This is a genomic window from Mesorhizobium sp. M0954 (assembly GCF_040319155.1).
Classification (GTDB): Bacteria; Pseudomonadota; Alphaproteobacteria; order Rhizobiales; family Rhizobiaceae; genus Mesorhizobium.
Genome location: NZ_JAMYNR010000012.1, coordinates 91,468 through 113,514, shown reverse-complemented (window position 1 = coordinate 113,514; position 22,047 = coordinate 91,468). Strand labels below are relative to the sequence as shown.

Here is a 22,047-nt window from a genome sequence, read left to right as displayed (position 1 = left end):
GAATGTGCCGCTCACAACAGCTTCACGCAGTGTTCACTAAGTTGCAGCTGCAGGAGATGAAACCAAACACCCATCTAATCGTTGTTAGGCGCAGGAGAACACGCACATGCTGATCTACATGCTCGCCACCGCAATGACCGTCGCCATGCTGATCGCCACCGTATTCGGGTTGCATCAGGAAGCACAGCGCGTCCGCGCCAAGGCCAACACCAAGCGGTTCGAAGGCTTCGGCAACCGCAGGCCTTATCGCCGCTTCTAGATTGCGGGTGTCTTCACACGCCGGCCCACAGGGCTGGCGTCGCCGTGCCAAACTCACTCGACGGAAGTATCGGGCTCCCTACCATCGGCATCGGCAACAGCGCCGCTTTCAGCATTCTCTTCGATCTCTTCATCCGCTTGCGGTTCTGAAATTCGCTCCACCGAAACGACCTTCTCGCCCTCTGCGGTATTGAAGATGGTAACGCCCTTGGTGGCGCGGCTGGCGAAACGAATGCCGTTCACTGGAACACGGATAACGGTGCCGCCATCCGAAACCAGCATGATCTGATCGTCATTGCCGACCGGGAAGGTCGCCACCAGGCGGCCGATTTCGGCCGTTTTCGAGACGTCGGTGGCGCGAATACCCTTGCCGCCACGGCCGGTCAGGCGGAAATCGTAGGACGATGAACGCTTGCCGTAGCCATATTCCGTCACCGTCAACACGAACTGCTCGTGCGCCTTGAGGAACTCATAGCGGTCGTCGGAAAGCTCCGCCTCTTCGCCGACCTCTTCATTGGTGAGCTGGATTTCTTCCTCCTCGCCGGCCGCGATGTCAGCAGCGAGCCGGCGTTCGGCCACCACCCGCTTGAGGTAGGCGGCACGTTCCGCCGGCGGCGCATCGACATGCTCGATCACCGCCATCGAGATCACCCGGTCGCCATCGGCCATCGCAATGCCGCGCACGCCGACCGAATTGCGGCTCTGGAAGACGCGTACGTCGCTGACCGGAAAGCGGATGCACTGGCCGGAACTTGCCGTCAAAAGCACGTCGTCATTGTCGGTGCAGGTCTCGACGCCGAGGATCTCGTCGCCTTCCTCGTCCAGCTTCATGGCGATCTTGCCGTTGCGGTTGACCTGGACGAAGTCCGACAACTTGTTGCGACGCACGGTACCGCGCGTGGTGGCAAACATGACGTCGAGCTCGCCCCAACTCGTCTCATCCTCCGGCAGCGGCATGATCGTGGTGATGCGCTCGCCCTGTTCGAGCGGCAGCATATTGATCAGCGCCTTGCCGCGCGATTGTGGGTTGCCGATCGGCAGGCGCCAGACCTTTTCCTTGTAGACGATACCGCGCGAGGAGAAGAACAGCACCGGCGTGTGCGTGTTGGCGACGAACAGCCGGGTGACGAAATCCTCTTCTTTGGTCGACATGCCGGAGCGGCCCTTGCCGCCGCGGCGCTGCGCCCGGTAGAGCGACAGCGGCACGCGCTTGATGTAGCCGGAATGGCTGACCGTGACGACCATGTCCTCGCGCTGGATCAGGTCCTCGTCTTCCATGTCCGCCCCGCCCTCGGCGAGCTCGGTACGGCGCGGCGTGCCGAACTCGTCGCGAACGGCGATGAGCTCGTCCTTGACGATCTGCTGGACGCGGGCGCGGGACGAGAGGATGTCCAGGTAGTCCTTGATCTCGTCGCCGATCGTGTTCAGCTCGTCGGCGATCTCGTCGCGGCCGAGCGCGGTCAGGCGCTGCAGGCGCAGTTCGAGGATGGCGCGCGCCTGCTCCTCGGAGAGATTGTAGGTGCCATCCTCGTTGATGCGATGGCGCGGATCGTCGATCAGAAGAATCAGCGATTCCACGTCGCCCGAAGGCCAGCGCCGCTCCATCAACTGCTCGCGCGCCGTCTGCGGGTCCGGAGCGCTGCGGATCAGCTTGATGACTTCATCGATGTTGGCAACAGCGATGGCAAGGCCGACCAGCACATGGGCGCGGTCGCGCGCCTTGCGCAGCAGGAATTTCGTGCGCCGGCTGATCACCTCCTCACGGAAGGCGACGAACGCCTTCAGCATGTCGGTCAGAGTCAGCAATTCCGGCTTGCCGCCGTTCAGTGCCACCATGTTGGCGCCGAAGGACGTCTGCAGCGGGGTGAAGCGGTAAAGCTGGTTGAGAATGACATCGGCGACGGCATCGCGCTTCAGTTCGATGACGACGCGGTAGCCCTGGCGGTCGCTCTCGTCGCGAATGTCGGAAATGCCTTCGATGCGCTTGTCGCGCACCAGCTCGGCCATCTTCTCGATCATCGACGCCTTGTTCACCTGATAGGGAACCTCGGTGATGACGATCGATTCACGATCGTTGCCGCGCGCCTCGACGTTGACGCGGCCGCGCATGACGATGGAGCCGCGGCCGGTCGAATAGGCGCTGTAGATGCCGGAGCGGCCAAGCACGATGCCGCCGGTCGGGAAATCCGGTCCCGGAATAATCTCCATCAGCGCCGGAAGGTCGATCGCCGGATTATCGATGAGGGCAATGGCGCCGTTGCAGACCTCGCCCAGATTGTGCGGCGGGATGTTGGTGGCCATGCCGACGGCGATACCGCCGGAGCCGTTGACCAACAGGTTCGGAAAGCGCGCCGGCAGGACTTTCGGTTCGCTGCCCGACGCATCGTAAGTGTCCTGGAAATCGACGGTGTCCTTGTCGATGTCTTCCAGCAACTCATGCGCGACCTTGGTCAGCCGCGATTCCGTGTAGCGCATCGCCGCCGGCGGATCGCCGTCGATCGAGCCGAAATTGCCCTGCCCGTCGATCAGCGGCACGCGCAGCGACCAATCCTGCGCCATGCGCACCAAAGCGTCGTAGATAGAGGCGTCGCCATGCGGATGGTATTTACCCATCACGTCGGCGACCGGGCGTGCCGATTTCACATATTTGCGGTTCCAGTGATAGCCGCTCTCATAGGCAGCGTAGAGGATGCGGCGATGCACCGGCTTGAGGCCATCGCGCACGTCCGGCAATGCGCGGCTGACGATCACGCTCATGGCGTAGTCGAGATAGGAGCGCTGCATCTCCTCGATGATGGATATCGGCTCGATGCCGGTGGGGCCGCCGTCGGCGCCGCGCGGTGTCTTTTGGTCGGTCAAATCGGATCACAATCTAATCAGGAATCACTTGGTGCTTATATAGGAAGCCAGCCTGAAACTCCAACAATCGCGGCAGTTTTCCAGTGTGGTTTTTAGCGGCAAATTCAAAAGGATAAACCAATTGCGACGATATGGCCGTGGCACCATTTTCACGGGCCTCGCCGGCGGGCGCGATAAGTACCCGGCGCCTCGCCCATCAGCCGCCGGAAACGGCGATTGAAGGTTGATAGATCGTTGAATCCCGCCGAAAAGGCAATCGCCGAAATCGTCCGATCCGACGTCCGCAGACGCACGGCTGCCCTGTGCAGCCGCGCTCTCAGCAGGAATTGGTAGGGCGTCATACCGGCAACGTGCCGGAAGGTGCGCAGGAAATGGTAAGGGCTGGTGGCGGTCTCGTCGGCGAGTTCGGCAAGCGAGATCGGCCGGTCGGCATCGACTTCGATGCGCCGCACCGCTTCGGCGACACGCTTCTGGTCACGGCGGCTCGGCGTCCGCCCCCGATCCGTAGCGCTGCAAGCCGCTGTTACCGCGGCACCGGCAATGCGCAGGGCGAGTTCCTCGAACGCGCCGGTGTCGGCCATCTCGCGCGCCGCCTCCGCTTCGGCAAGCAGCGACACCAGCGCCGGCAAGGGCGGCAGGCGCGGCGTGCCGAAATCGAGCGTCTTGGCGCCCGGCACGTCGGCGACGATCCGCTCCATATAGGCCGGTCCGAAATGGAAGGAGAGGCAACGGTCGCCGGCGCCATGCTCGTGCCCGCATTCGTAGCATGTGCCGGGATTGCCGAGCAGGAGCGCGCCTGGCGCCAGCATCGCCGTGCCCTCGCGCGCACGATAGCGGAAGGTGCCGTTGGTTACGGCGGCAACGCAGAAATCCCGATGCTCCTCCTCGAATGGCCTGTCGGCGGCGCTAGCGGTGCAGATGACATCCGACACCTGCCAGCCTCGGCCCGACGCCAGCCCGTGCGCGCTCGTCGTCATCGCCGAAACATAGCAACTTTTCCCAAGCGCAGAACCCCTGTCGGCCTCTATGCTTGCCGGTCTCCTGACAAGATGAGAGCGAAGCCATGTCCAATTCCTTTACCACGGTGCTGCACAGCGATGGGCCCGTACCGGCCCTTGCCGAGAAACTGAATCTTTATGGCCGCTTCGTCGGCGCCTGGACGTTCGACGCCACGCGCCATCTCGAGGACGGTCAGGTGCTGACCGGGCGCGGCGAAGTGCATTTCGGCTGGGTGCTCGAAGGCCGCGCGATCCAGGACGTATGGATCCTGCCTGCCCGTGACGCCGGCCCCTCGCCCTCGCTCGGCAAATGGACCTTCTATGGCACGACGTTGCGTGTCTATGATCCCGGCGTTGACGCCTGGCACATCTTCTGGAGCGATCCGCGCAATCAGTACTACAGCCGCCAGCTCGGCCGTGCCGAGGGCGACACCATCATCCAGCAAGGCGCAGACGGCACCGGATCTGCTGTGCGCTGGAGCTTTTCGCGCATCACCGAAAATTCGTTCCGCTGGCTGGGCGAACGCTCACAGGACGACGGCGCCACCTGGCGTCTCGAAGTCGAGTTTCTGGCGCGCCGGGCCGTCAGCCCCTGATCCGCACGGTTTCCACTGCCTCCGCTTTGCTCTACCAATCCCGTTATCCGGCTTTGCCGGCGGGGGAGGGTCAGCATGCCGAGCTTCGACAGCCTGTTCAACGCCTTCGTCACCATACTGGTGACGATCGATCCGCCCGGCCTGGCGCCGCTCTTCCTCGCCGTGACCCGCGGCATGAACCGCGAGGAGCGCAACCAGGTCTCCGTGCGCGCCTCGGTCATCGCCTTCCTGGTAATGGCGTTGTTCGCAATCGCCGGCGCGTCGATCCTGTCAGTCTTCGGCATCACTCTGCCGGCCTTCCGCGTCGCCGGCGGCTTTCTGCTGTTCTTCATCGCCTTCGAAATGGTGTTCGAGCGCCGGCAGGACCGCAAGGAGAAGATCGGCGACGTCGCCATCACCAGGGACATGATCCACAACATCGCCGCCTTTCCGCTGGCGATCCCGCTTATTGCCGGTCCCGGCGCGATTTCGGCGACCGTCCTGCTCTCAAGCTCGTTTCAGGGTTTGGGCGCGCAGACAGCCCTTGTCGGCATCATCGCCATCTGCCTCGTCATCACCTACCTGGTGTTCGTGCTGTCAGAGCGCATCGACCGTATCCTCGGCCAAACCGGCCGTTCGATCCTGACAAGGCTGCTCGGCGTCATCCTGGCGGCGCTCGCCGTACAGTTCGTCGCCGACGGCATCAAGGCGCTGATGGCGACGTAGGAACAGCCCTACTTCGCTGTCGTTTCAATGACTTCGAAGTCGTGGGTAATCTCGGCAGTCTTGGCCATCATTGCCGAGGCCGAGCAGTATTTCTCGATCGAAAGCCCGATCGCCCGCTTCACCTTGTCGTGTGATAGCGCCCGCCCCTTGACGACAAAATGCATGTGAATGCGGGTGAACACCCTGGGATCGGCTTCTGCACGGTCGGCATCGAGTTCGACCACGCAATCTTCGACCGCCTCGCGCCCCTTTTCGAGGATATGGACCACGTCATAGGCCGAGCAGCCGCCAGTGCCGATCAGCACCAGTTCCATTGGGCTCGGCCCCGGCGTCTTGCCCTCCGGCCCGAACGCAGTGCCTAGCACCAGCTTGTGCCCATTGGCGGACTCGCCAACGAAAGTGCGCTCCTCGACCCATTTGACCCTTGCCTTCACCTGATACGTCCTTTCACCGCTCAAACGCACAACGTCCCAAAAATCCAAGACAGATTTTCGGGACGCCATTTCGTGGCCAAGGTGCCGGCGCTTTTCGCCGCAAGGGCAGTCCGCTCCGAGAAATCAGAACGGGATTTCGTCGTCCAGCTCGCGCGACGAACCACCGCCGCCGCCCTTGTTGGCGCCACCGCGATTGAAACTTTCGCCCGGGCCGGACTGGCCGAAATCGGAACCGCGGCTCGCACCACCACCGGCATAGTTGCCGACCTGGCCGCCGCCCTCGCCCCGCGCATCGAGCATCTGCAGCTCGCCGCGGAATTTCTGCAACACGATTTCGGTCGTATAGCGGTCATTGCCGGTCTGGTCCTGCCATTTGCGCGTCTGCAGCTGGCCCTCGACATAGACCTTCATGCCCTTCTTCAGATACTGCTCGGCCACCTTGGCGATCTGGTCGTTGAAGATCACGACATTGTGCCACTCGGTCTTTTCCTTGCGCTCTCCGGACGTCTTGTCGCGCCAGCTTTCCGACGTCGCGATGCGGATGTTGACGACCGGGTCACCCGAATTCAGGCGGCGGATTTCAGGGTCCGCCCCGAGGTTGCCCACCAGAATGACCTTGTTGACGCTACCCGCCATGATACTTCTCCGCGCTCATCCGAAACCGAATTTTTGTCGCCGCACCTTACAGGCTATGGACAATCCCTGCCTGCCGTCGCTGCCTTTTCCCACAAGGTTTTTGTTCTCTTTTCGTTCTATAGGAGAGGCCCTGCACTGTCAATAGTTGTCAGTAAGAAGTAGTGTCTTGGCGTCGAATTTCCACAGACCATGGGATCGAGGCGAACGCATGAAGATGGTTGCGCATAACGATCAGCCGCAAGAAGAGTGGCGGACGGGAGTAAAGACCCGCATGCATGTCTCTGCCCGCAACGGCGCAACTCAACTTTGCATGTTTGAACAATGGGTCGAACCCACCGTTGGCGCCCCGACACATTGGCACCCGGTCGAGGAAGTACTTACCGTCATCGCTGGCAGGGCCGAGATGTGGATCGACGAAGAGCATCTCGTCTTGACTGCCGGACAGTCGCTTGTTGTCGCCGCGTACAGGCAACATGGCTTCCGAAACGTCGGCTCCGAATTGCTTCATATTCATGTTGTGCTCGCGTCACCAGTTTTCGAGGCGACGTTCAACGGATCCCCCGACATGGTGAGACGCTGGCTTCCAGCGAGTTTGTAAAACCTCGCCTGTCTTAAAAAATACCGCCTGTCTTAAAAAACATGGCTTGCCAAACCGATAAGTATTGACTTATGCTTTCGGCATGATCGAAGCAGACATTTTTCGGGCACTAGCGGATCCAACGCGTCGCGCCGTCTATGAGCGGCTCGCCGACGGCGAGATGACGGTGTCGGAACTGCGCACTGGCATACCGGTATCGCAGCCGGCGGTATCGCAACATCTCGCAGTGCTGCGCGGCGCCGGCCTCGTGGTCGAGCGCCGGGCCGGTCGCAACGCCTATTACCGCGTCGATCCGAAGGGGCTTGCGCCACTGCTCGGCTGGATCGAACGCTACCGTGCGTTCTGGCCAGAGCGCATCGAAAGGCTCAAGACGGTTTTGAAGGACATGGACCAATGACCAACCGAGGCAAAGAACGCGCCGAAATGGCCGCAGACAAGATCGAGTTCGAGTGCGAGCTGCCCGAACCGCCGGAACAGGTGTGGCGGGCGCTGACGGTGCCGGACCTGCTCGCGGCCTGGATGATGCCGAACGACATCAAGCCCGAAATCGGCAACCGCTTTGCCTTTAAAGCGCCGAATGCGCCGATCGAGTGCGAAATCCTCGACGCGGATCCCGGACGGCTGCTGCGCTATTCCTGGCGGGAGCGGCCGACGCCCGGCGATACGCAGGTGCCGCCCGGCAATCCCCTGGACAGCGCAATGAACGACAGCCCAGTGGACAGCATCGTCACCTTTACGCTCGACCGCACCGTTTCCGGCGGCACGCATCTGCGCATCGTCCATGATGGTTTTGCTCGGGCAGCAGTGCCGGAGATCGCGATGGCAGGCGCCGGTTGCCGGCTTTCCTTTGACGCGCACACTCCCAGGCACAAGCAGATCGCCGCAAACACCCCGCGCCTCTTCCTGCGCGCGGCCTGAACGACAACAGTCAACGGAGACAACCGATGAGCGGCCTTGCCAATCTGGTGCCGATGGTGATCGAGCAGTCGAGCCGCGGCGAACGTGCCTTCGACATATTTTCGCGGCTGCTGCGCGAGCGCATCGTCTTCATCAACGGCCCGATCGATGACGGCACCTCAGCGCTGGTCTGCGCCCAGCTTCTGTCGTTGGAATCCGACAATCCCGACAAGGAGGTCTCGCTCTACATCAACTCGCCGGGCGGCGTGGTGACCAGCGGTTTCGCGATCTACGATACGATGCAGTATATCAGTTGCCCGGTCTCCACGGTTTGTATGGGCTTCGCCGCCTCGATGGCCTCGTTCCTTTTGATGGCCGGCACACCGGGGCGGCGCATCGCGCTACCCAACACCAGCATCGTGCTGCATCAGCCTCTCGGCGGTTTCCAGGGCCAGGCCTCCGATATCCAGCGCCATGCCGAGGGCATCCTTCGCACCAAGCGGCGCATGACCGATCTTTACGCCGGCCATTGCGGCCGCACCTACGAAGAAGTGGAACGCACGCTCGACCGCGACTTTTTCATGACCGCGCAGGAGGCCAAGGATTGGGGCCTCGTCGACCATGTTTTCGACACTCGCAAGCAGGCCGCATGAACGTGCCGGGCCGGCGGACGGAACTGAGGCGATTGAGCGCCCGCAATTTCAGCGCCATCGGTCTGGTCTTGCCGCTATCGCGGCACTATAGTCCGGCGATGACCGCCAGCCGCTCATCCAGCCTGTTATGCCTTGCCATCGCTACCGTTGCCGGCACGAACATGCTGGTGGGTATGGCACTTGCCCAAGATAATTCGACGTCTTCGCAAAAGGGCACCCTGCCCGGTGTGACCAGCGATTATCGCATCGCCGAGCCAGCGCCGCGGCCTGAGCCTGACGATATGGCTCTAGGCAGCGGCAACGGCACCTTCAAGATTGGCGATACCGACGTTCGGATTTCCGGTAGCATCACCATTGATGTCGCTACCGGCGGGATCAGGCCCTCCAGCCGCTAAGTTCGCCTGGTGTGAACCACAAATATTGCGCTTCAAACGAACAGCCCCGCCATTGCTTTGCAACTGACGGGGCTTTCTTGGATCTGAAATCCAAATTGCCGGGAGTGTACTGCCGGCTTTTTATTTCGGATGCTTCGCGGCGTTCAGCCGACGATCCGACTAGCAGTCTCTGATTGTTGTGGGGATCGGCAGGTCAATGTGGGCAGGTAGCGCTAAACGCCTGACCTGGCTACTTATACCTGCCGCGGCTCCAGCGACACGTGGAGCCTCAAGGAACAATCCGGTGGAGTCATGCCTCTGCTCTCCTTCTGTTCGTTGCGACTGTCGTCGAAGCGCTCATCGCATAACCCGCGGCGTCTCGCAGGCTAGCCCCAGGCCGCGAGGCCATCGAAAGACGGCCGGCTTCGTTGACAATTGGATTCTGCCCCCATGACGCGGGGACGTCAACCTTGAATAGCCGGGTTGCCGAAAAATGTGATCGCGAGACGCTTTGTGAAGCCGGCTGCGCGGGCAGCTTTTGTCAGGAGCGTGTTCGGCCTTTGTTCTTTCCGCTTGCCCGTTCGCGCGAAAGGCGGTTAAACGCTTTGGTCGGGAGTTGTGGCGTCTCTCGAAAAGGCGGCGAAATTACCTACATAGGGGGTGGTCGGGAAAACCCGCCCATCCCACGAATTCCAGATTCTGAGGCGGCGACCGGCGATGGCCGACCATAAATATCTCTCCATTCGCGGGGCACGCGAACACAATCTGAAGAATGTCGATCTCGACCTGCCGCGTGACAGCCTGATCGTCATGACCGGCCTGTCGGGGTCGGGCAAGTCGTCGCTTGCCTTCGACACCATCTACGCCGAGGGCCAGCGCCGCTATGTCGAGAGCCTTTCGGCCTATGCACGGCAATTCCTCGAAATGATGCAGAAGCCGGACGTCGACCAGATCGACGGCCTGTCGCCGGCCATCTCCATCGAGCAGAAGACCACCTCGAAGAACCCTCGTTCGACGGTCGGCACCGTCACCGAGATCTACGATTATATGCGGCTTTTGTTCGCCCGCGTCGGTGTACCCTATTCGCCGGCCACCGGCCTGCCGATCGAGAGCCAGACGGTCTCGCAGATGGTCGACCGGGTGCTTGCGGTCGAGGAAGGCACCCGGCTGTTCATTCTGGCGCCGATGGTGCGCGGCCGCAAAGGCGAGTACCGCAAGGAACTGCTGGAGCTGCAGAAGAAGGGTTTTCAGCGCGTCAAAGTCGATGGCGTCTTCTATGAGATCGCCGACGTGCCGGCGCTGGACAAGAAGTACAAGCACGACATCGACGTCGTCGTCGACCGCATCGTCGTGCGCGGCGATCTGGCGACGCGGCTCGCCGATTCTATCGAGACCGCGCTGAAGCTGGCCGACGGGCTGGCGGTGGCGGAATTTGCCGACAAGCCGCTCGACGCCAGCCAGACCGGCGAGGATTCGGTCAACAAATCGAAGAACGAGACGCATGAACGCATGCTGTTCTCGGAAAAGTTCGCCTGCCCGGTGTCCGGCTTCACCATTCCCGAGATCGAGCCCAGGCTGTTCTCCTTCAACAATCCGTTCGGCGCCTGCCCGACCTGCGACGGGCTCGGCAGCCAACGCGCCATCGACGCCAGCCTGGTCGTGCCCGACGAGAATGTCTCGCTGCGCGCCGGCGCCGTCAGCCCGTGGGCGAAGTCGACCTCGCCCTATTATGCGCAGACGCTGGAAGCGCTGGGCATTGCCTATGGCTTCAAGCTCGGCGACAAGTTCAAGGATTTGAGCGAGGAGGCAAGGCAAGCCGTCCTGCACGGCACCGGCGAGCGCGAAATCACCTTCCATTATGATGACGGTCTGCGCTCCTACAAAACGACGAAAACCTTCGAGGGCGTCATCCCCAATCTCGAGCGCCGCTGGAAGGAAACCGAATCCGCCTGGATGCGCGAGGAGATCGAGCGCTTCATGTCGGCCACGCCCTGCCCGGCCTGCCGCGGCTATCGGCTGAAGCCCGAGGCGCTCGCGGTCAAGATCGCCGGCAAGCACATTGGCGAGGTCACCGAGCTGTCCATCCGCAAGGCCGACCAGTGGTTCACCGATCTGCCCGCTTCGCTCAACGACAAGCAGAACGAGATTGCGGTGCGCGTGCTCAAGGAAATCCGGGAGCGGCTGCGCTTCCTCAACGATGTCGGTCTCGACTATTTGACGCTGTCGCGCAACTCCGGCACGCTTTCAGGCGGTGAGAGCCAGCGCATCCGTCTGGCGTCGCAGATCGGCTCCGGCCTGACCGGCGTACTTTACGTGCTGGATGAGCCGTCGATCGGTCTGCACCAGCGCGACAACGCCCGCCTGCTCGACACGCTGAAGCATCTGCGCGACATCGGCAACACGGTCATCGTCGTCGAGCATGACGAGGACGCCATCCTGCATGCCGACTACGTCGTCGATATCGGCCCGGCGGCCGGCATCCATGGCGGCCACATCATCGCCCAGGGCACGCCGCAGCAGATCATGGCGACGCCCGCTTCGATCACCGGCAAATACCTGTCGGGCGAGCTCGAAGTGGCGACGCCGGCAGCGCGGCGTGAGGCCAAGAAGAACCGCCGGCTGAAGGTCGTCGGCGCGCGCGGCAACAACCTGAAGAACGTCACCGCCGAAATCCCGCTCGGCACGTTTACCGCCGTCACCGGCGTATCCGGCGGCGGCAAGTCGACCTTCCTGATCGAGACCCTGTTCAAGGCGGCGTCGCGCCGCATCATGGGCTCGCGCGAGCATCCGGCCGAGCACGACCGCATCGAGGGGTTGGAATTCCTCGACAAGGTCATCGACATCGACCAGTCGCCGATCGGGCGCACCCCGCGCTCCAACCCCGCCACCTATACCGGCGCCTTCACGCCGATCCGCGACTGGTTCGCCGGCCTGCCGGAGGCCAAGGCGCGCGGCTACCAGCCGGGCCGCTTCTCGTTCAACGTCAAGGGCGGCCGCTGCGAAGCCTGCCAGGGCGATGGCGTCATCAAGATCGAGATGCACTTCCTGCCCGATGTCTACGTCACCTGCGACGTTTGCCACGGCAAGCGTTACAATCGCGAGACGCTCGACGTCCTGTTCAAGGGCAAATCGATCGCCGACGTTCTCGACATGACGGTCGAAGAAGGCGTCGATTTCTTCGCCGCCGTGCCCGGCGTGCGCGACAAGCTGGAGACGCTGAAACGGGTCGGCCTCGGCTACATCCATGTTGGCCAGCAGGCAACGACTTTGTCGGGCGGCGAGGCGCAGCGCATCAAGCTCGCCAAGGAACTATCACGCAAGGCGACCGGCAAGACGCTCTACATCCTCGACGAGCCAACCACCGGCCTGCATTTCCACGACGTAGCCAAGCTGCTCGAAGTGCTGCACGAGCTGGTCGACCAGGGCAACACGGTCGTCGTCATCGAGCACAATCTCGAGGTGATCAAGACGGCTGACTGGGTACTCGATCTTGGCCCCGAAGGTGGTGACGGCGGCGGTGAGCTGGTGGCGTCCGGCACGCCGGAGGACATCGTCCGCGAAAAACGCAGCTATACCGGGCAGTTCCTGAGGGACTTGCTGGAGCGGCGCCCCGGAGGCAAGCGCGAAGCGGCGGAGTGATGGCAAAGAACGGTCTCATCACGGTCCAAAGCCGCTTCGGCGTGGCCGAAACGATCGATCGCCTGGTCGGGACTGTGGAACGTGCAGGATTGCTGGTCTTCGCCCGCATTGACCACGCCGCCGGTGCGCGCATTGTCGAAGCTTCCCTGCGTCCGACCCAGCTTCTGATTTTTGGCAACCCGAAAGGCGGCACGCCGCTGATGCAGGACCGGCAGCTTGCCGGCATCGATCTGCCGGTCAAGGCACTAGCTTGGGAGGACGAGCAAGGCAAGGTCTGGCTCTCCTACAATGACGCGCACTGGCTCGCTGAGCGCCACGGCTTGGGCGACGCCAGTCGCAATGCCGTCGCCGCGATAGCGGCCGGTATGGACAAGGTGATTGCGGCCGCTGCCGGCGCGGGCCAGTTTTGATCATGAGAGCCGCTCGGGCCGATGATCTCCCCACGGTGATCTCGCTCACCACCGACGCCTACGCGCCCTACACTGCCCTGCTCGGCGCACCGCCGATCCCTGTCACCGAGGACTACGCGCCGCGCATAGAACGCGGCGAGGTCTGGCTTTCGGAGCAGGACGGACACCCGGCCGGCTTGATCGTTCTCGAACGACATGCGGACCATACAATGATCTTCAGCGTCGCCGTTGCGCCCGCCTTTCAGGGCAAGGGTTTCGGCATCGGGCTGCTCGACTGGGCCGAGCAACAGACGCGCCTGTGGAGCTTGCCTGAAATCCGACTCTACACCAATGCCAGAATGGAACGGAACGTTTCGTTGTATAAGGCCTACGGCTTTCGCGAAACGGGTCGCCGGCCCAATCCATATCGGCCAGGATGGACGGTCGTCGACATGGCGAAAGCCGTCGAGACGACCGCCATCGCGTGATCCTTTTCTGCAAACCGGGAGGACGACCATGACTCAATCAGGAACAATCCGCGCCGGCATGGGCGGCTGGACCTTCGAGCCGTGGGACACGTCCTTCTACCCGGACAAATTGTCGAAGGCCAAGCAACTGCATTATGCCAGCCGGCAGGTGCCCACTGTCGAGGTCAACGGCACCTATTATTCGAGCTTCAAGGAGCCGACCTTCGTCAAATGGGCCAACGAGGCGCCGGATGGTTTCGTCTATTCGCTGAAGGGCAACCGCTTCGTCACCAACCGCCGCGTGCTCGGCGAGGCCGGGGAATCGATCATGCGCTTCCTCGGGTCGGGCGTCGCGGCACTTGGCGACAAGCTCGGGCCGATCTTGTGGCAGTTCGCGCCGACCAAGAAATTCGACCCGGACGATTTCGAGGCCTTCCTCAAGCTGTTGCCGGAAAAGCAGGACGGCGTTGCGCTGCGCCACGCGGTCGAGGTGCGCAACGACAGCTTCGTCGTGCCGGAGTTCGCCGCCTTGGCGCGAAAGCACAAGGCCGCCATCGTCTATGCCGACCACGCCAAATATCCGGGGATTGCCGACGTCACCGGCGATTTCATCTATGCCCGGCTGCAGACCGGCAGCGACGACAATCCCGATTGCTATACGCCAAAGGCGCTCGACGAATGGGCGGCGCGCGCAAAAACCTGGGCGGAAGGCAAGGTGCCGGCCGACCTGTCGCGCGCCGATCCTTCAACCGACGCGCCGGTCAAGCCACGCGATGTGTTCGTCTACTTCATCACCGAGGGCAAGGTCCGCGCTCCATTCGGCGCCATCGCGCTGATGAAGCGGGTCGCAGGCTGACGCCCCGCTGTCGGTGGTCCGCCTGGCTTGGTCCTAAACTACCGGCTATGCGGCGCGTTCGTCCGGACGCCGATCAACCCTGACGATCTCGTTAAAGGCATCGAGATCGACATAGAAGACCTTGGTGATCTCCGCGATGAGTTCGTCGTGGTCATACCCCTGCGATTTCAGAATGTTGATGGCTGTCAGGATGTCGACGCGCTCCGTGAGCCGTCGTTTCTGGTAGTCCTCGACATAGCGCTCCATTGACTGGCCCTGGCTCCCAAGCACCCGAAATGTTGGACGACAACAGATCGCTGGAAGGGCTTGCGCGCAAGCGTGCGGACGCAGCCGCGCCTTCCCCTGATCTGCCAAGTTGAAACTGGTACGGAAAGCGGCCGACTCACCAAGGCCAAGCAAAATCTAGCACGCAATCTGCAGCGCGCCAGAGTTGCAAAGTAATGGAATCAATAAGAATTCAGACAGTCAGGAATTTGCGGACGTCCGCCCGGTCGAGATCCTCGGCGGGGCCGGTATGGACGATCTGACCGCGGTCCATGATGTTGACCTCGTCGGCCAATTCCCGGCAGAAGTCGAGATATTGTTCGACCAGAAGCACGGCGATACCGGCCTGGTCGCGCAGATACCGGATGGCGCGGCCGATGTCCTTGATGATCGACGGCTGGATGCCTTCGGTCGGCTCGTCGAGCACCAGCAGCTTCGGCCGCATCACCAGCGCCCTGCCGATGGCAAGCTGCTGCTGCTGGCCGCCGGAAAGATCGCCGCCGCGGCGCGCGAGCATCTGCTTCAGCACCGGAAACAATTCGAAGACGTGACCGGGAATGTTGCGATCGGCGCGCTTCAACGGCGCAAAACCCGATTCGAGGTTTTCCCGCACCGTAAGCAGCGGAAATATCTCCCTGCCCTGCGGCACGAATGCGATGCCCGACCGGGCGCGATCATACGCCGCGCTCCGGTCGAGCGCCTTCCCCTCGAAGGCAACGCTTCCGCTCGTCAGCCGGTGATGGCCGACGATCGATCTCATCAAACTGGTCTTGCCGACGCCGTTGCGGCCGAGCACGCAGGTGATCTTGCCGGCGCCGGCCTTCAGCGAGACGCCGCGCAGCGCCTGGGCAGCGCCGTAGTGCAGCGCGGCATTGGAGACTTCGAGCATGGTCAGCGCTTTCTCCAACGCGTGAAGAACGAAAGATCGAAATGATAGAACGGAACGCGCCAGACCATGTTCATCTCCCCAGATAGACTTCGACGACGCGCTCGTCGGCCGAAACGAAGTCGAGACTGCCCTCGGAAAGCACCGAGCCTTCGTGCAGGCAGGTGACCTTGACGCCGAGCTCGCGCACGAAATGCATGTCGTGCTCGACGACGATGACAGAATGGTCGCGCGCGATGTCCCTGAGCAGCCGCGCGGTTTCCTCGGTCTCGGCGTCGGTCATGCCGGCAACCGGTTCGTCGACCAGCAGCAGCTTCGGATCCTGCGCCAGAAGCATGCCGATCTCGAGCCATTGCTTTTGGCCGTGGCTCAGATTGGCGGCGAGTTCGTCACGCTTGTCGCCAAGCCGAATGATGCCGAGGATGTCGTCGATCTGCCGCACGTCCGCGGCCGAGCGACGGTGGAACAGTGCCGGGAAGATCGAGCGCGGGCCTTTCAGCGCCAGCATCAGATTGTCCTCGATCGTGTGGCTTTCGAAGACCGTTGGCTTCTGGAATTTACGGCCGATGCCCATCATGGCGATTTCGGCCTCGTCGTGTTTGGTTAGGTCGACCTCACCGTTGAAGAAAACTTCACCCGCGTCGGGCCGCGTCTTGCCGGTGACGATGTCCATCATCGTCGTCTTTCCGGCGCCGTTGGGGCCGATGATCGCCCGCATCTCGCCCTTGTCGAGCACCAGCGAAAGGTTGTTGATAGCGCGAAACCCGTCGAAGGAAACCGACACGCCGTCGAGATAGAGGATGGTGTTGCTCTTCGACATCAGGCCATCACTCCGCCGGCTGCGGTTCGGCGCCGGAGGCCGACCAGTCGCCCGGCCTTCTCGCCGCCGAGCGGTCGGTTTTCGGCGGCACCGGCGCATCGGGATCGATGCCGACTTCCTCGGCAACCGAGGCCGCCCGCAGCGCCTTGGCGTTGCCGCGCCAGGAATCCCACATGCCGATGATGCCCTTGGGCAGGAACAGCGTGACGGCGACAAACAGTCCGCCCAGCGCAAACAGCCAGAATTCCGGCAGCACGCCGGTGAACCAGGATTTACCGGCATTGACCAGAAGCGCGCCGATGATCGGCCCGACGATGGTGCCGCGCCCGCCGACGGCCGCCCACACCACCACCTCGATCGAATTGGACGGCTCGAATTCGCCAGGGTTGATGATGCCGACCTGCGGCACGTAAAGCGCACCGGCGATGCCGGCCATCACCGCCGACACGGTGAAGGCGAACAGTTTGACGTTCTCCGCCCGCCAGCCGAGAAAGCGCGTGCGGCTCTCGGCATCGCGCACCGCCATTAAAAGCTTGCCGTACTTGGAACCGACGATTGCCCAGGTGACGAAGACGGCAAACGCCAGCATGACGGCGCTGGCCGCGAACAGCGCCGACCGCGTCATGTCGGCCTGCACGTTGAACCCTAGAATGTCCTTGAAATCAGTCAGGCCGTTGTTGCCGCCGAAACCCATGTCGTTGCGGAAAAACGCAAGCAGCAGCGCATAGGTCATCGCCTGGGTGATGATCGACAGGTAGACGCCGGTGACGCGGCTGCGGAAGGCAAACCAGCCGAAGACGAAGGCGAGCAGGCCGGGCACCGCAAGCACCATGATCGCGGCAAACCAGAAATGGTCGAAACCATACCAGAACCATGGCAATTCCTTGTAGTTAAGGAACACCATGAAATCCGGCAGCAGCGGATTGCCGTAGACGCCGCGCGAGCCGATCTGGCGCATCAGATACATGCCCATCGCATAGCCGCCGAGTGCGAAGAAGGCGCCGTGGCCGAGCGAGAGGATGCCGCAATAGCCCCAGACGAGATCGAGCGCCAAGGCGAGCAGTGCGTAGCAGAGGTATTTGCCGGTGAGCGCGACGATATAGGACGGCACGTAAAACGCACTTGTCGGCGAGACCGCAAGATTGAGCAGCGGCACGACGATTGCAACCGCCAGCAGGATGAAGATGGTGATGGCGACGCGGCGGTCGGCGCCGGCGGCAAAGAAGCGTCCCGTGATCATGCTTCCACCGACCGGCCCTTTAGCGCGAACAGACCGCGCGGCCGTTTCTGGATGAACAGGATGATCAGCACCAGGACGACGATCTTGCCGAGCACTGCTCCGGCATAAGGTTCGAGGAACTTGTTGACGATGCCGAGCGAGAAAGCGCCGACCAGCGTGCCCCAAAGATTGCCGACACCGCCGAAAACGACGACCATGAAGCTGTCGATGATGTAGCCGCGGCCGAGATTGGGCGAGACGTTGTCGATCTGGCTGAGCGCGACACCGGCGATGCCGGCAATGCCGGAGCCGAGTGCAAACGTCAGGGCGTCCACCCACGGCGTCCTGATGCCCATCGAGGCAGCCATGCGGCGATTGGCGGTGACGGCACGCATCTGCAGCCCCCAGGGCGTGCGTTTCATCACGTAGAGCAGCACCGCGAACACGCCGAGCGCGAATACCAGGATCCAGAGTCGGTTCCAGGTCACGGCAAGCTGGCCGATATTGAACGAGCCGGACATCCAGGACGGGTTGCCTACCTCCTGGTTGGTCGGTCCGAACATGGTGCGTACGGCCTGCTGCAGGATCAGCGACACACCCCATGTCGCCAGCAGGGTTTCCAGCGGCCGACCGTAGAGGTAGCGGATCAGCCCGCGCTCGATGACAAGGCCGACGAGCGCCGCCACCAGGAAGGCCAGCGGCAGGGCGATGACCAGCGACCAGTCGAACAGGCCGGGAAAGGAATTGCGGATAACCTCCTGCACGACGAAGGTCGTGTAGGCGCCGAGCATGACCATCTCGCCATGCGCCATGTTGATGACGCCCATGACGCCGAAAGTGATGGCAAGGCCAATCGCCGCCAGCAGCAGCACCGATCCAAGCGATATGCCATACCAGATATTCTGGCCGGCATCCCACAGCGCCAGCGTCGAATTGATGTTGGCGATCGCAGCCGTCGCCGCGTCCTTCACCGCACCTTCGGAACTGGCCTCTACCGACGTGAGCAGCGACACCGCATCGCGGTCGCCGCGCGCACCGATGAGCGCGATCGCGCCCAGTTTGTCGGTCTCCGGCCTGTCGGAAACGAGAATCGACGCGGCGCGGGCCTGTTCTAGCAGCGCCTTGACGCTTGCCACGCTCTCATTTGCGATCGCGGTGTCGAGCGGCTCGATGTTTGCCGCGTCCGGCGTCTTGAACATTGTGTCGGCGGCGGCAATGCGCACGGCCGGATCCTTGGAGCCAAGCGTCAGTGTGCCCAGCGCGTCGCGGATAACGCGGCGCAGCGTGTTGTTGACCTTGATCTTGGTGATGTCGGCCTTGGCAGCTTCGCCCGATCTTTCGCCGGTAAGCGCATCGAGCAGCTCGATGCCGTCGCCGCTCTCCTTGCCGACAAAGACCAGTGAATCGGCCTTGCGCACGTAAAGGCTGCCCTCCGCAAGCGCGGCAAGCGGCCGTTCTACGGCCGGATCGCCGGAAGCCGCAAGCTCCCGCACCACGGCTTCTATCGCCGGAAAATTGGCGGCGGTAGCGAATTTGGCGATGACCACGCGCAGATCTGCTTCGCTGGCGTTCGACGGCAGCAGCATCCCCAGGAGAAGGAGCAGCATCAGGCCAATCGCGCGGATCAGGATCATTGGTTTCTGGTGGCTCTTGAAGATTGAATGTCGCCTCCGGGCAGGCTGGAGGAGGAGCCTGCCCGGAGGCTTGCGGGTCTGGGAGGACAGACCGGGAGGATCAGTTGGTTCCCTTGCCGCCGCATTTGCCGGTGGCAACGTTGAAGTTGCCGCAGGACAGAGGCGCGCGCCAATCGGAGATCAGGTCCTTGGAGTCAGGCAGATAGTCGGACCACTCGTCGCCCATCACCAGGCCGGGCGTCTGCGAGACGGTTTCGAACTGGCCGTCGGCCTGGATTTCGCCGATCAGCACCGGCTTGGTGATGTGATGGTTCGGCATCATCGTCGAATAACCGCCGGTCAGGTTCGGCACCGAGACGCCGACCATGGCGTCGATGACCTTGTCCGGATCGGTGGTGCCGGCCTTCTCGACCGCCTTCACCCACATGTTGAAGCCGATATAATGGGCTTCCATCGGGTCGTTGGTGGTGCGCTTGTCGTTCTTGATGAATTTGTGCCAGTCGGCGATGAACTTCGCGTTCTCGGGCGTGTCGACGCTCTCGAAATAGTTCCAGGCGGCGAGATGGCCGACCAGCGGCGCAGTGTCCAGACCGGCAAGCTCTTCCTCGCCGACCGAGAAGGCCATGACCGGGATGTCCTCGGCCTTGATGCCCTGGTTGCCGAGCTCCTTGTAGAACGGCACGTTGGCGTCGCCATTGACGGTCGAGACCACGGCGGTCTTCTTGCCGGCCGAGCCGAACTTCTTGATCGCCGAAACTTCGGTCTGCCAGTCGGAGAAGCCGAACGGCGTGTAGTTGACCATGATGTCTTCCGCAGCGACGCCCTTGGCCTTCAGATAGGCCTCGAGGATTTTGTTGGTGGTGCGCGGGTAGACGTAGTCGGTGCCTTCGAGAACCCAGCGCTTCACCGAACCGCCGTCCTCGCTCATCAGATAGTCGACCGCGGGAATGGCTTGCTGGTTCGGCGCCGCACCGGTGTAGAACACGTTGCGTTCGCTCTCCTCGCCCTCATACTGGACGGGATAGAAAAGGATGTTGTCGAGTTCGCTGAACACCGGCAGCACCGATTTGCGCGACACCGAGGTCCAGCAGCCGAACACCGCCGCGACCTTGTCCTTGGAGATCAGCTCGCGCGCCTTTTCGGCGAACAGCGGCCAGTTGGAAGCCGGATCGACGACCACCGCCTCGAGCTTCTTGCCGAGCAGGCCACCCTTGGCATTCTGCTCTTCGATGAGCATCAGCATGGCGTCCTTCAGCGTCGTCTCCGAGATCGCCATGGTTCCCGACAGCGAATGGAGGATGCCGACCTTGATGGTGTCGTCGGCCGCCTTGGCGGGAACGCTCATCAGCAAGCCGGCGGTGACCACGCCGGCCGAAAACATTTTTGTTATTGTCGAGAAACTGCCCCTCATACTTTTAAACTCCCAAGCTGGTTAACTGCATCGGAACAGACCATGCAACGGCTGTGCCAATCACCGGCGAAAGATCGGAACGTTTGAGATTTCCAAGCTCTGTCAGTCGGTTAATGTATTAGCCGCAGGAGATGAACCTCGCCTGCCAGGTTTGAAATGAGAAAAGATCACTCGTATCAGCCTAAGTTTTACTCATATACAGGCCAATGCCCGAATTTTGAGCAGCATCATATGAGCGCTGGCGAGGATTGCAGCGCCGCAGCGAAATGGGGCAAGTTCGAACCCTTAAACGAGCGACGCCATGGCCTTCCGAACGTCTTGCATTTTCATCACCATGCTTCTGTTGGCGACGACGACCGTAGCGCGCGCCGGCTTCAGCGACGGCAAGCTGCCGGACGGCTCCTATCATTGCGAAGTCTATCTGCTGGGCATGTTCCTCAGCCTCGGCGACATTACCATCAAGGGAAACGTCTATAGCGGTCCGGTTAGCTTCGGCACCGCGCCGCAGAGTTATAACTACCAGATGGATGCAGACGGGGTGATTACCTGGCTGGGTCCGCTGGGCGGCTACACCAGCGGTGGCAACTCGATCTCGCTTACGCAAGCGACGCTGGAAAGCGGAACCACCCCGTCCTTCGACATCATCATGAAGCAGCCAGACGGCGCCTTTACCGCCTCGACCTGCACGAAGCGTTGAAAAGTACGGAACCTGGCGAGCTTCCCTACTCCGAAGTAGAAGCCGCCTAGCTCTCCGCCGCCATGTCGAGCGCCAGCCGGGTCATATCGGTGAAAAGCCCCTGGCGTTCGGAATAGTCGGTCTGCTCGCCGGTTGCCACATTGTCGACGACGGTCAGGATGGACAGCGCCCGGGCGCCGAAATCGGCCGCAATGCGGTAGAGTGCGCTGGTTTCCATATCCACGGCGAGCGCCCCCTGTGCCTGTGCTTCGGCAAAGCGTTCGCGCCCCAGCGGATGATAAAAAATGTCGCTGCAGATCGTCAGCCCGGCCCGATGGTCGATGCCGAGTTCCGCAGCCCGGGCCAACGCCTGGGCCAACAATGCCGGATCGGGGCCGGCATCGGCACGATAGAGCCCAAAAACCTGGCCGCTCTCGGCATTTTCGCCACGCACCGATTGTGCGATCACCAGGCTGCGCAGCGCCGTCTCGGCGGTCAGGCCACCGCAGGTGCCGGTGCGGATCAACGTTTTCGCACCGTAGAAATCCAGCAGCTCGTGCACGTAGACCAGGAATGACGGGACGCCAATGCCGGTGGACTGGACGCTGACAGGCTTGCCGCGAAACAACCCGGTAAAGCCGAGCGCGCCGCGGCGGCGGTTGACGCAGCGCGGCGCTTCCAGAAAGGTCTCCGCCATCCATTCAGCGCGCTGCGGGTCGCCCGGCAGCAGCACCGTGCTTGCGTAGTCGCCTTTGCTAGCCTCGTTGTGTGGCGTCAC

The 22,047-nt window shown here is 62.3% G+C and carries 24 protein-coding genes; 13 read left to right on the top strand and 11 right to left on the bottom strand.

All coding sequences use genetic code 11. The annotated features are described in order from the left end of the window. Nucleotides 1–106 precede the first annotated feature (106 nt). Nucleotides 107–259 carry a hypothetical protein gene (locus NKH93_RS18235; protein WP_352540595.1) on the top strand — a complete coding sequence of 51 codons (153 nt, stop codon included), beginning with the start codon at nt 107–109 and terminating at the stop codon, nt 257–259. 53 nt (nt 260–312) lie between these two features. On the opposite strand, the gene gyrA is transcribed toward NKH93_RS18235, so the two are convergent. Then, a complete protein-coding gene (gene gyrA, locus NKH93_RS18230) occupies nt 313–3,117 on the bottom strand; it encodes a DNA gyrase subunit A (protein WP_352471697.1) in 2,805 nt (934 codons plus the stop codon). Between the two features lie 149 nt (nt 3,118–3,266). After that, on the bottom strand, nt 3,267–4,094 hold the full coding sequence (locus NKH93_RS18225) for a helix-turn-helix transcriptional regulator (RefSeq protein ID WP_352816630.1): 828 nt from the start codon (nt 4,092–4,094) through the stop codon (nt 3,267–3,269). Between the two features lie 86 nt (nt 4,095–4,180). Between NKH93_RS18225 and NKH93_RS18220 the strand changes: the two genes are divergently transcribed. Then, on the top strand, nt 4,181–4,711 hold the full coding sequence (locus NKH93_RS18220) for a hypothetical protein (RefSeq protein ID WP_352816633.1): 531 nt from the start codon (nt 4,181–4,183) through the stop codon (nt 4,709–4,711). Nucleotides 4,712–4,786: 75 nt separating this feature from the next. Then, nucleotides 4,787–5,416, top strand: a complete 630-nt coding sequence (locus NKH93_RS18215; RefSeq protein ID WP_023674869.1) for a MarC family protein — start codon at nt 4,787–4,789, stop codon at nt 5,414–5,416. Between the two features lie 8 nt (nt 5,417–5,424). Here NKH93_RS18215 and NKH93_RS18210 read toward each other — a convergent pair whose 3' ends face one another. Beyond that, complete coding sequence (locus NKH93_RS18210) at nt 5,425–5,850, bottom strand: OsmC family protein (RefSeq protein WP_023674868.1); 426 nt, start codon at nt 5,848–5,850, stop codon at nt 5,425–5,427. A gap of 123 nt (nt 5,851–5,973) precedes the next feature. Continuing rightward, entirely contained in the window at nt 5,974–6,486 is a 513-nt protein-coding gene (locus NKH93_RS18205; RefSeq protein ID WP_352448761.1) for a single-stranded DNA-binding protein, read from the bottom strand. A 208-nt stretch (nt 6,487–6,694) separates the two neighbouring features. Between NKH93_RS18205 and NKH93_RS18200 the strand changes: the two genes are divergently transcribed. From NKH93_RS18200 to NKH93_RS18160, 9 genes are all read left to right on the top strand, one after another. Continuing rightward, nucleotides 6,695–7,084, top strand: a complete 390-nt coding sequence (locus NKH93_RS18200; protein WP_352816638.1) for a cupin domain-containing protein — start codon at nt 6,695–6,697, stop codon at nt 7,082–7,084. Nucleotides 7,085–7,166: 82 nt separating this feature from the next. Beyond that, the gene (locus NKH93_RS18195) at nt 7,167–7,481 is read left to right on the top strand and encodes an ArsR/SmtB family transcription factor (RefSeq protein WP_352448759.1); all 315 of its coding nucleotides are present in this window, start codon (nt 7,167–7,169) and stop codon (nt 7,479–7,481) included. Then, nucleotides 7,478–8,002: an SRPBCC family protein gene (locus NKH93_RS18190; protein ID WP_352816641.1), complete on the top strand. Its 525-nt coding sequence runs from the start codon at nt 7,478–7,480 to the stop codon at nt 8,000–8,002. The genes NKH93_RS18195 and NKH93_RS18190 overlap by 4 nt, the downstream gene beginning before the upstream one ends. Nucleotides 8,003–8,028: 26 nt before the next feature. Beyond that, on the top strand, nt 8,029–8,634 hold the full coding sequence (locus NKH93_RS18185; protein ID WP_352971233.1) for an ATP-dependent Clp protease proteolytic subunit: 606 nt from the start codon (nt 8,029–8,031) through the stop codon (nt 8,632–8,634). Further along, nucleotides 8,631–9,029, top strand: coding sequence for a hypothetical protein (locus tag NKH93_RS18180; RefSeq protein ID WP_352971230.1), 399 nt, complete (start codon nt 8,631–8,633; stop codon nt 9,027–9,029). Before NKH93_RS18185 ends, NKH93_RS18180 begins: the two co-directional genes overlap by 4 nt. A 696-nt stretch (nt 9,030–9,725) precedes the next feature. Continuing rightward, a complete protein-coding gene (uvrA, locus tag NKH93_RS18175) occupies nt 9,726–12,647 on the top strand; it encodes an excinuclease ABC subunit UvrA (protein WP_352471703.1) in 2,922 nt (973 codons plus the stop codon). Then, nucleotides 12,647–13,057, top strand: a complete 411-nt coding sequence (locus NKH93_RS18170) for a DUF302 domain-containing protein (RefSeq protein ID WP_352540604.1) — start codon at nt 12,647–12,649, stop codon at nt 13,055–13,057. Before uvrA ends, NKH93_RS18170 begins: the two co-directional genes overlap by 1 nt. Beyond that, entirely contained in the window at nt 13,054–13,524 is a 471-nt protein-coding gene (locus NKH93_RS18165) for a GNAT family N-acetyltransferase (protein ID WP_352816648.1), read from the top strand. The genes NKH93_RS18170 and NKH93_RS18165 overlap by 4 nt, the downstream gene beginning before the upstream one ends. A 28-nt stretch (nt 13,525–13,552) precedes the next feature. Then, a complete protein-coding gene (locus NKH93_RS18160; protein ID WP_352816651.1) occupies nt 13,553–14,359 on the top strand; it encodes a DUF72 domain-containing protein in 807 nt (268 codons plus the stop codon). Nucleotides 14,360–14,404: 45 nt separating this feature from the next. Here NKH93_RS18160 and NKH93_RS18155 read toward each other — a convergent pair whose 3' ends face one another. From NKH93_RS18155 to urtA, 6 genes are all read right to left on the bottom strand, one after another. Then, nucleotides 14,405–14,605, bottom strand: a complete 201-nt coding sequence (locus NKH93_RS18155; RefSeq protein ID WP_023674857.1) for a hypothetical protein — start codon at nt 14,603–14,605, stop codon at nt 14,405–14,407. A gap of 211 nt (nt 14,606–14,816) precedes the next feature. After that, entirely contained in the window at nt 14,817–15,512 is a 696-nt protein-coding gene (gene urtE, locus NKH93_RS18150; protein WP_352682903.1) for an urea ABC transporter ATP-binding subunit UrtE, read from the bottom strand. 70 nt (nt 15,513–15,582) lie between these two features. After that, nucleotides 15,583–16,329 carry an urea ABC transporter ATP-binding protein UrtD gene (gene urtD / locus NKH93_RS18145; protein WP_023674855.1) on the bottom strand — a complete coding sequence of 249 codons (747 nt, stop codon included), beginning with the start codon at nt 16,327–16,329 and terminating at the stop codon, nt 15,583–15,585. A 7-nt stretch (nt 16,330–16,336) separates the two neighbouring features. Then, on the bottom strand, nt 16,337–17,569 hold the full coding sequence (gene urtC, locus NKH93_RS18140; RefSeq protein ID WP_352455696.1) for an urea ABC transporter permease subunit UrtC: 1,233 nt from the start codon (nt 17,567–17,569) through the stop codon (nt 16,337–16,339). Beyond that, a complete protein-coding gene (gene urtB, locus NKH93_RS18135) occupies nt 17,566–19,182 on the bottom strand; it encodes an urea ABC transporter permease subunit UrtB (protein ID WP_352816657.1) in 1,617 nt (538 codons plus the stop codon). Before urtB ends, urtC begins: the two co-directional genes overlap by 4 nt. Before the next feature lie 100 nt (nt 19,183–19,282). Then, nucleotides 19,283–20,593, bottom strand: a complete 1,311-nt coding sequence (gene urtA, locus NKH93_RS18130) for an urea ABC transporter substrate-binding protein (RefSeq protein WP_352455694.1) — start codon at nt 20,591–20,593, stop codon at nt 19,283–19,285. Nucleotides 20,594–20,894: 301 nt separating this feature from the next. Here urtA and NKH93_RS18125 point away from each other — a divergent pair, with 301 nt between their 5' ends. After that, nucleotides 20,895–21,290, top strand: a complete 396-nt coding sequence (locus tag NKH93_RS18125; RefSeq protein ID WP_352502497.1) for a hypothetical protein — start codon at nt 20,895–20,897, stop codon at nt 21,288–21,290. 46 nt (nt 21,291–21,336) lie between these two features. Here the strand turns inward: NKH93_RS18125 and NKH93_RS18120 are convergent, their stop codons facing one another. Continuing rightward, a complete protein-coding gene (locus NKH93_RS18120; RefSeq protein ID WP_352682887.1) occupies nt 21,337–22,047 on the bottom strand; it encodes a purine-nucleoside phosphorylase in 711 nt (236 codons plus the stop codon).

Excerpts from the sequence above, each read along its gene's own strand:
- urtC (WP_352455696.1), bottom strand. The coding sequence starts at position 17,569 with ATGATCACGGGACGCTTCTTTGCCGCCGGCGCCGACCGCCGCGTCGCC.
- NKH93_RS18235 (WP_352540595.1), top strand. The coding sequence starts at position 107 with ATGCTGATCTACATGCTCGCCACCGCAATGACCGTCGCCATGCTGATC.
- NKH93_RS18215 (WP_023674869.1), top strand. The coding sequence starts at position 4,787 with ATGCCGAGCTTCGACAGCCTGTTCAACGCCTTCGTCACCATACTGGTG.
- NKH93_RS18170 (WP_352540604.1), top strand. The coding sequence starts at position 12,647 with ATGGCAAAGAACGGTCTCATCACGGTCCAAAGCCGCTTCGGCGTGGCC.
- NKH93_RS18155 (WP_023674857.1), bottom strand. The coding sequence starts at position 14,605 with ATGGAGCGCTATGTCGAGGACTACCAGAAACGACGGCTCACGGAGCGC.
- urtE (WP_352682903.1), bottom strand. The coding sequence starts at position 15,512 with ATGCTCGAAGTCTCCAATGCCGCGCTGCACTACGGCGCTGCCCAGGCG.
- NKH93_RS18205 (WP_352448761.1), bottom strand. The coding sequence starts at position 6,486 with ATGGCGGGTAGCGTCAACAAGGTCATTCTGGTGGGCAACCTCGGGGCG.
- urtB (WP_352816657.1), bottom strand. The coding sequence starts at position 19,182 with ATGATCCTGATCCGCGCGATTGGCCTGATGCTGCTCCTTCTCCTGGGG.
- NKH93_RS18185 (WP_352971233.1), top strand. The coding sequence starts at position 8,029 with ATGAGCGGCCTTGCCAATCTGGTGCCGATGGTGATCGAGCAGTCGAGC.
- NKH93_RS18180 (WP_352971230.1), top strand. The coding sequence starts at position 8,631 with ATGAACGTGCCGGGCCGGCGGACGGAACTGAGGCGATTGAGCGCCCGC.
- NKH93_RS18125 (WP_352502497.1), top strand. The coding sequence starts at position 20,895 with ATGGCCTTCCGAACGTCTTGCATTTTCATCACCATGCTTCTGTTGGCG.
- uvrA (WP_352471703.1), top strand. The coding sequence starts at position 9,726 with ATGGCCGACCATAAATATCTCTCCATTCGCGGGGCACGCGAACACAAT.
- NKH93_RS18200 (WP_352816638.1), top strand. The coding sequence starts at position 6,695 with ATGAAGATGGTTGCGCATAACGATCAGCCGCAAGAAGAGTGGCGGACG.
- NKH93_RS18190 (WP_352816641.1), top strand. The coding sequence starts at position 7,478 with ATGACCAACCGAGGCAAAGAACGCGCCGAAATGGCCGCAGACAAGATC.
- NKH93_RS18220 (WP_352816633.1), top strand. The coding sequence starts at position 4,181 with ATGTCCAATTCCTTTACCACGGTGCTGCACAGCGATGGGCCCGTACCG.
- NKH93_RS18160 (WP_352816651.1), top strand. The coding sequence starts at position 13,553 with ATGACTCAATCAGGAACAATCCGCGCCGGCATGGGCGGCTGGACCTTC.
- NKH93_RS18225 (WP_352816630.1), bottom strand. The coding sequence starts at position 4,094 with ATGACGACGAGCGCGCACGGGCTGGCGTCGGGCCGAGGCTGGCAGGTG.
- NKH93_RS18195 (WP_352448759.1), top strand. The coding sequence starts at position 7,167 with ATGATCGAAGCAGACATTTTTCGGGCACTAGCGGATCCAACGCGTCGC.
- urtD (WP_023674855.1), bottom strand. The coding sequence starts at position 16,329 with ATGTCGAAGAGCAACACCATCCTCTATCTCGACGGCGTGTCGGTTTCC.
- urtA (WP_352455694.1), bottom strand. The coding sequence starts at position 20,593 with ATGAGGGGCAGTTTCTCGACAATAACAAAAATGTTTTCGGCCGGCGTG.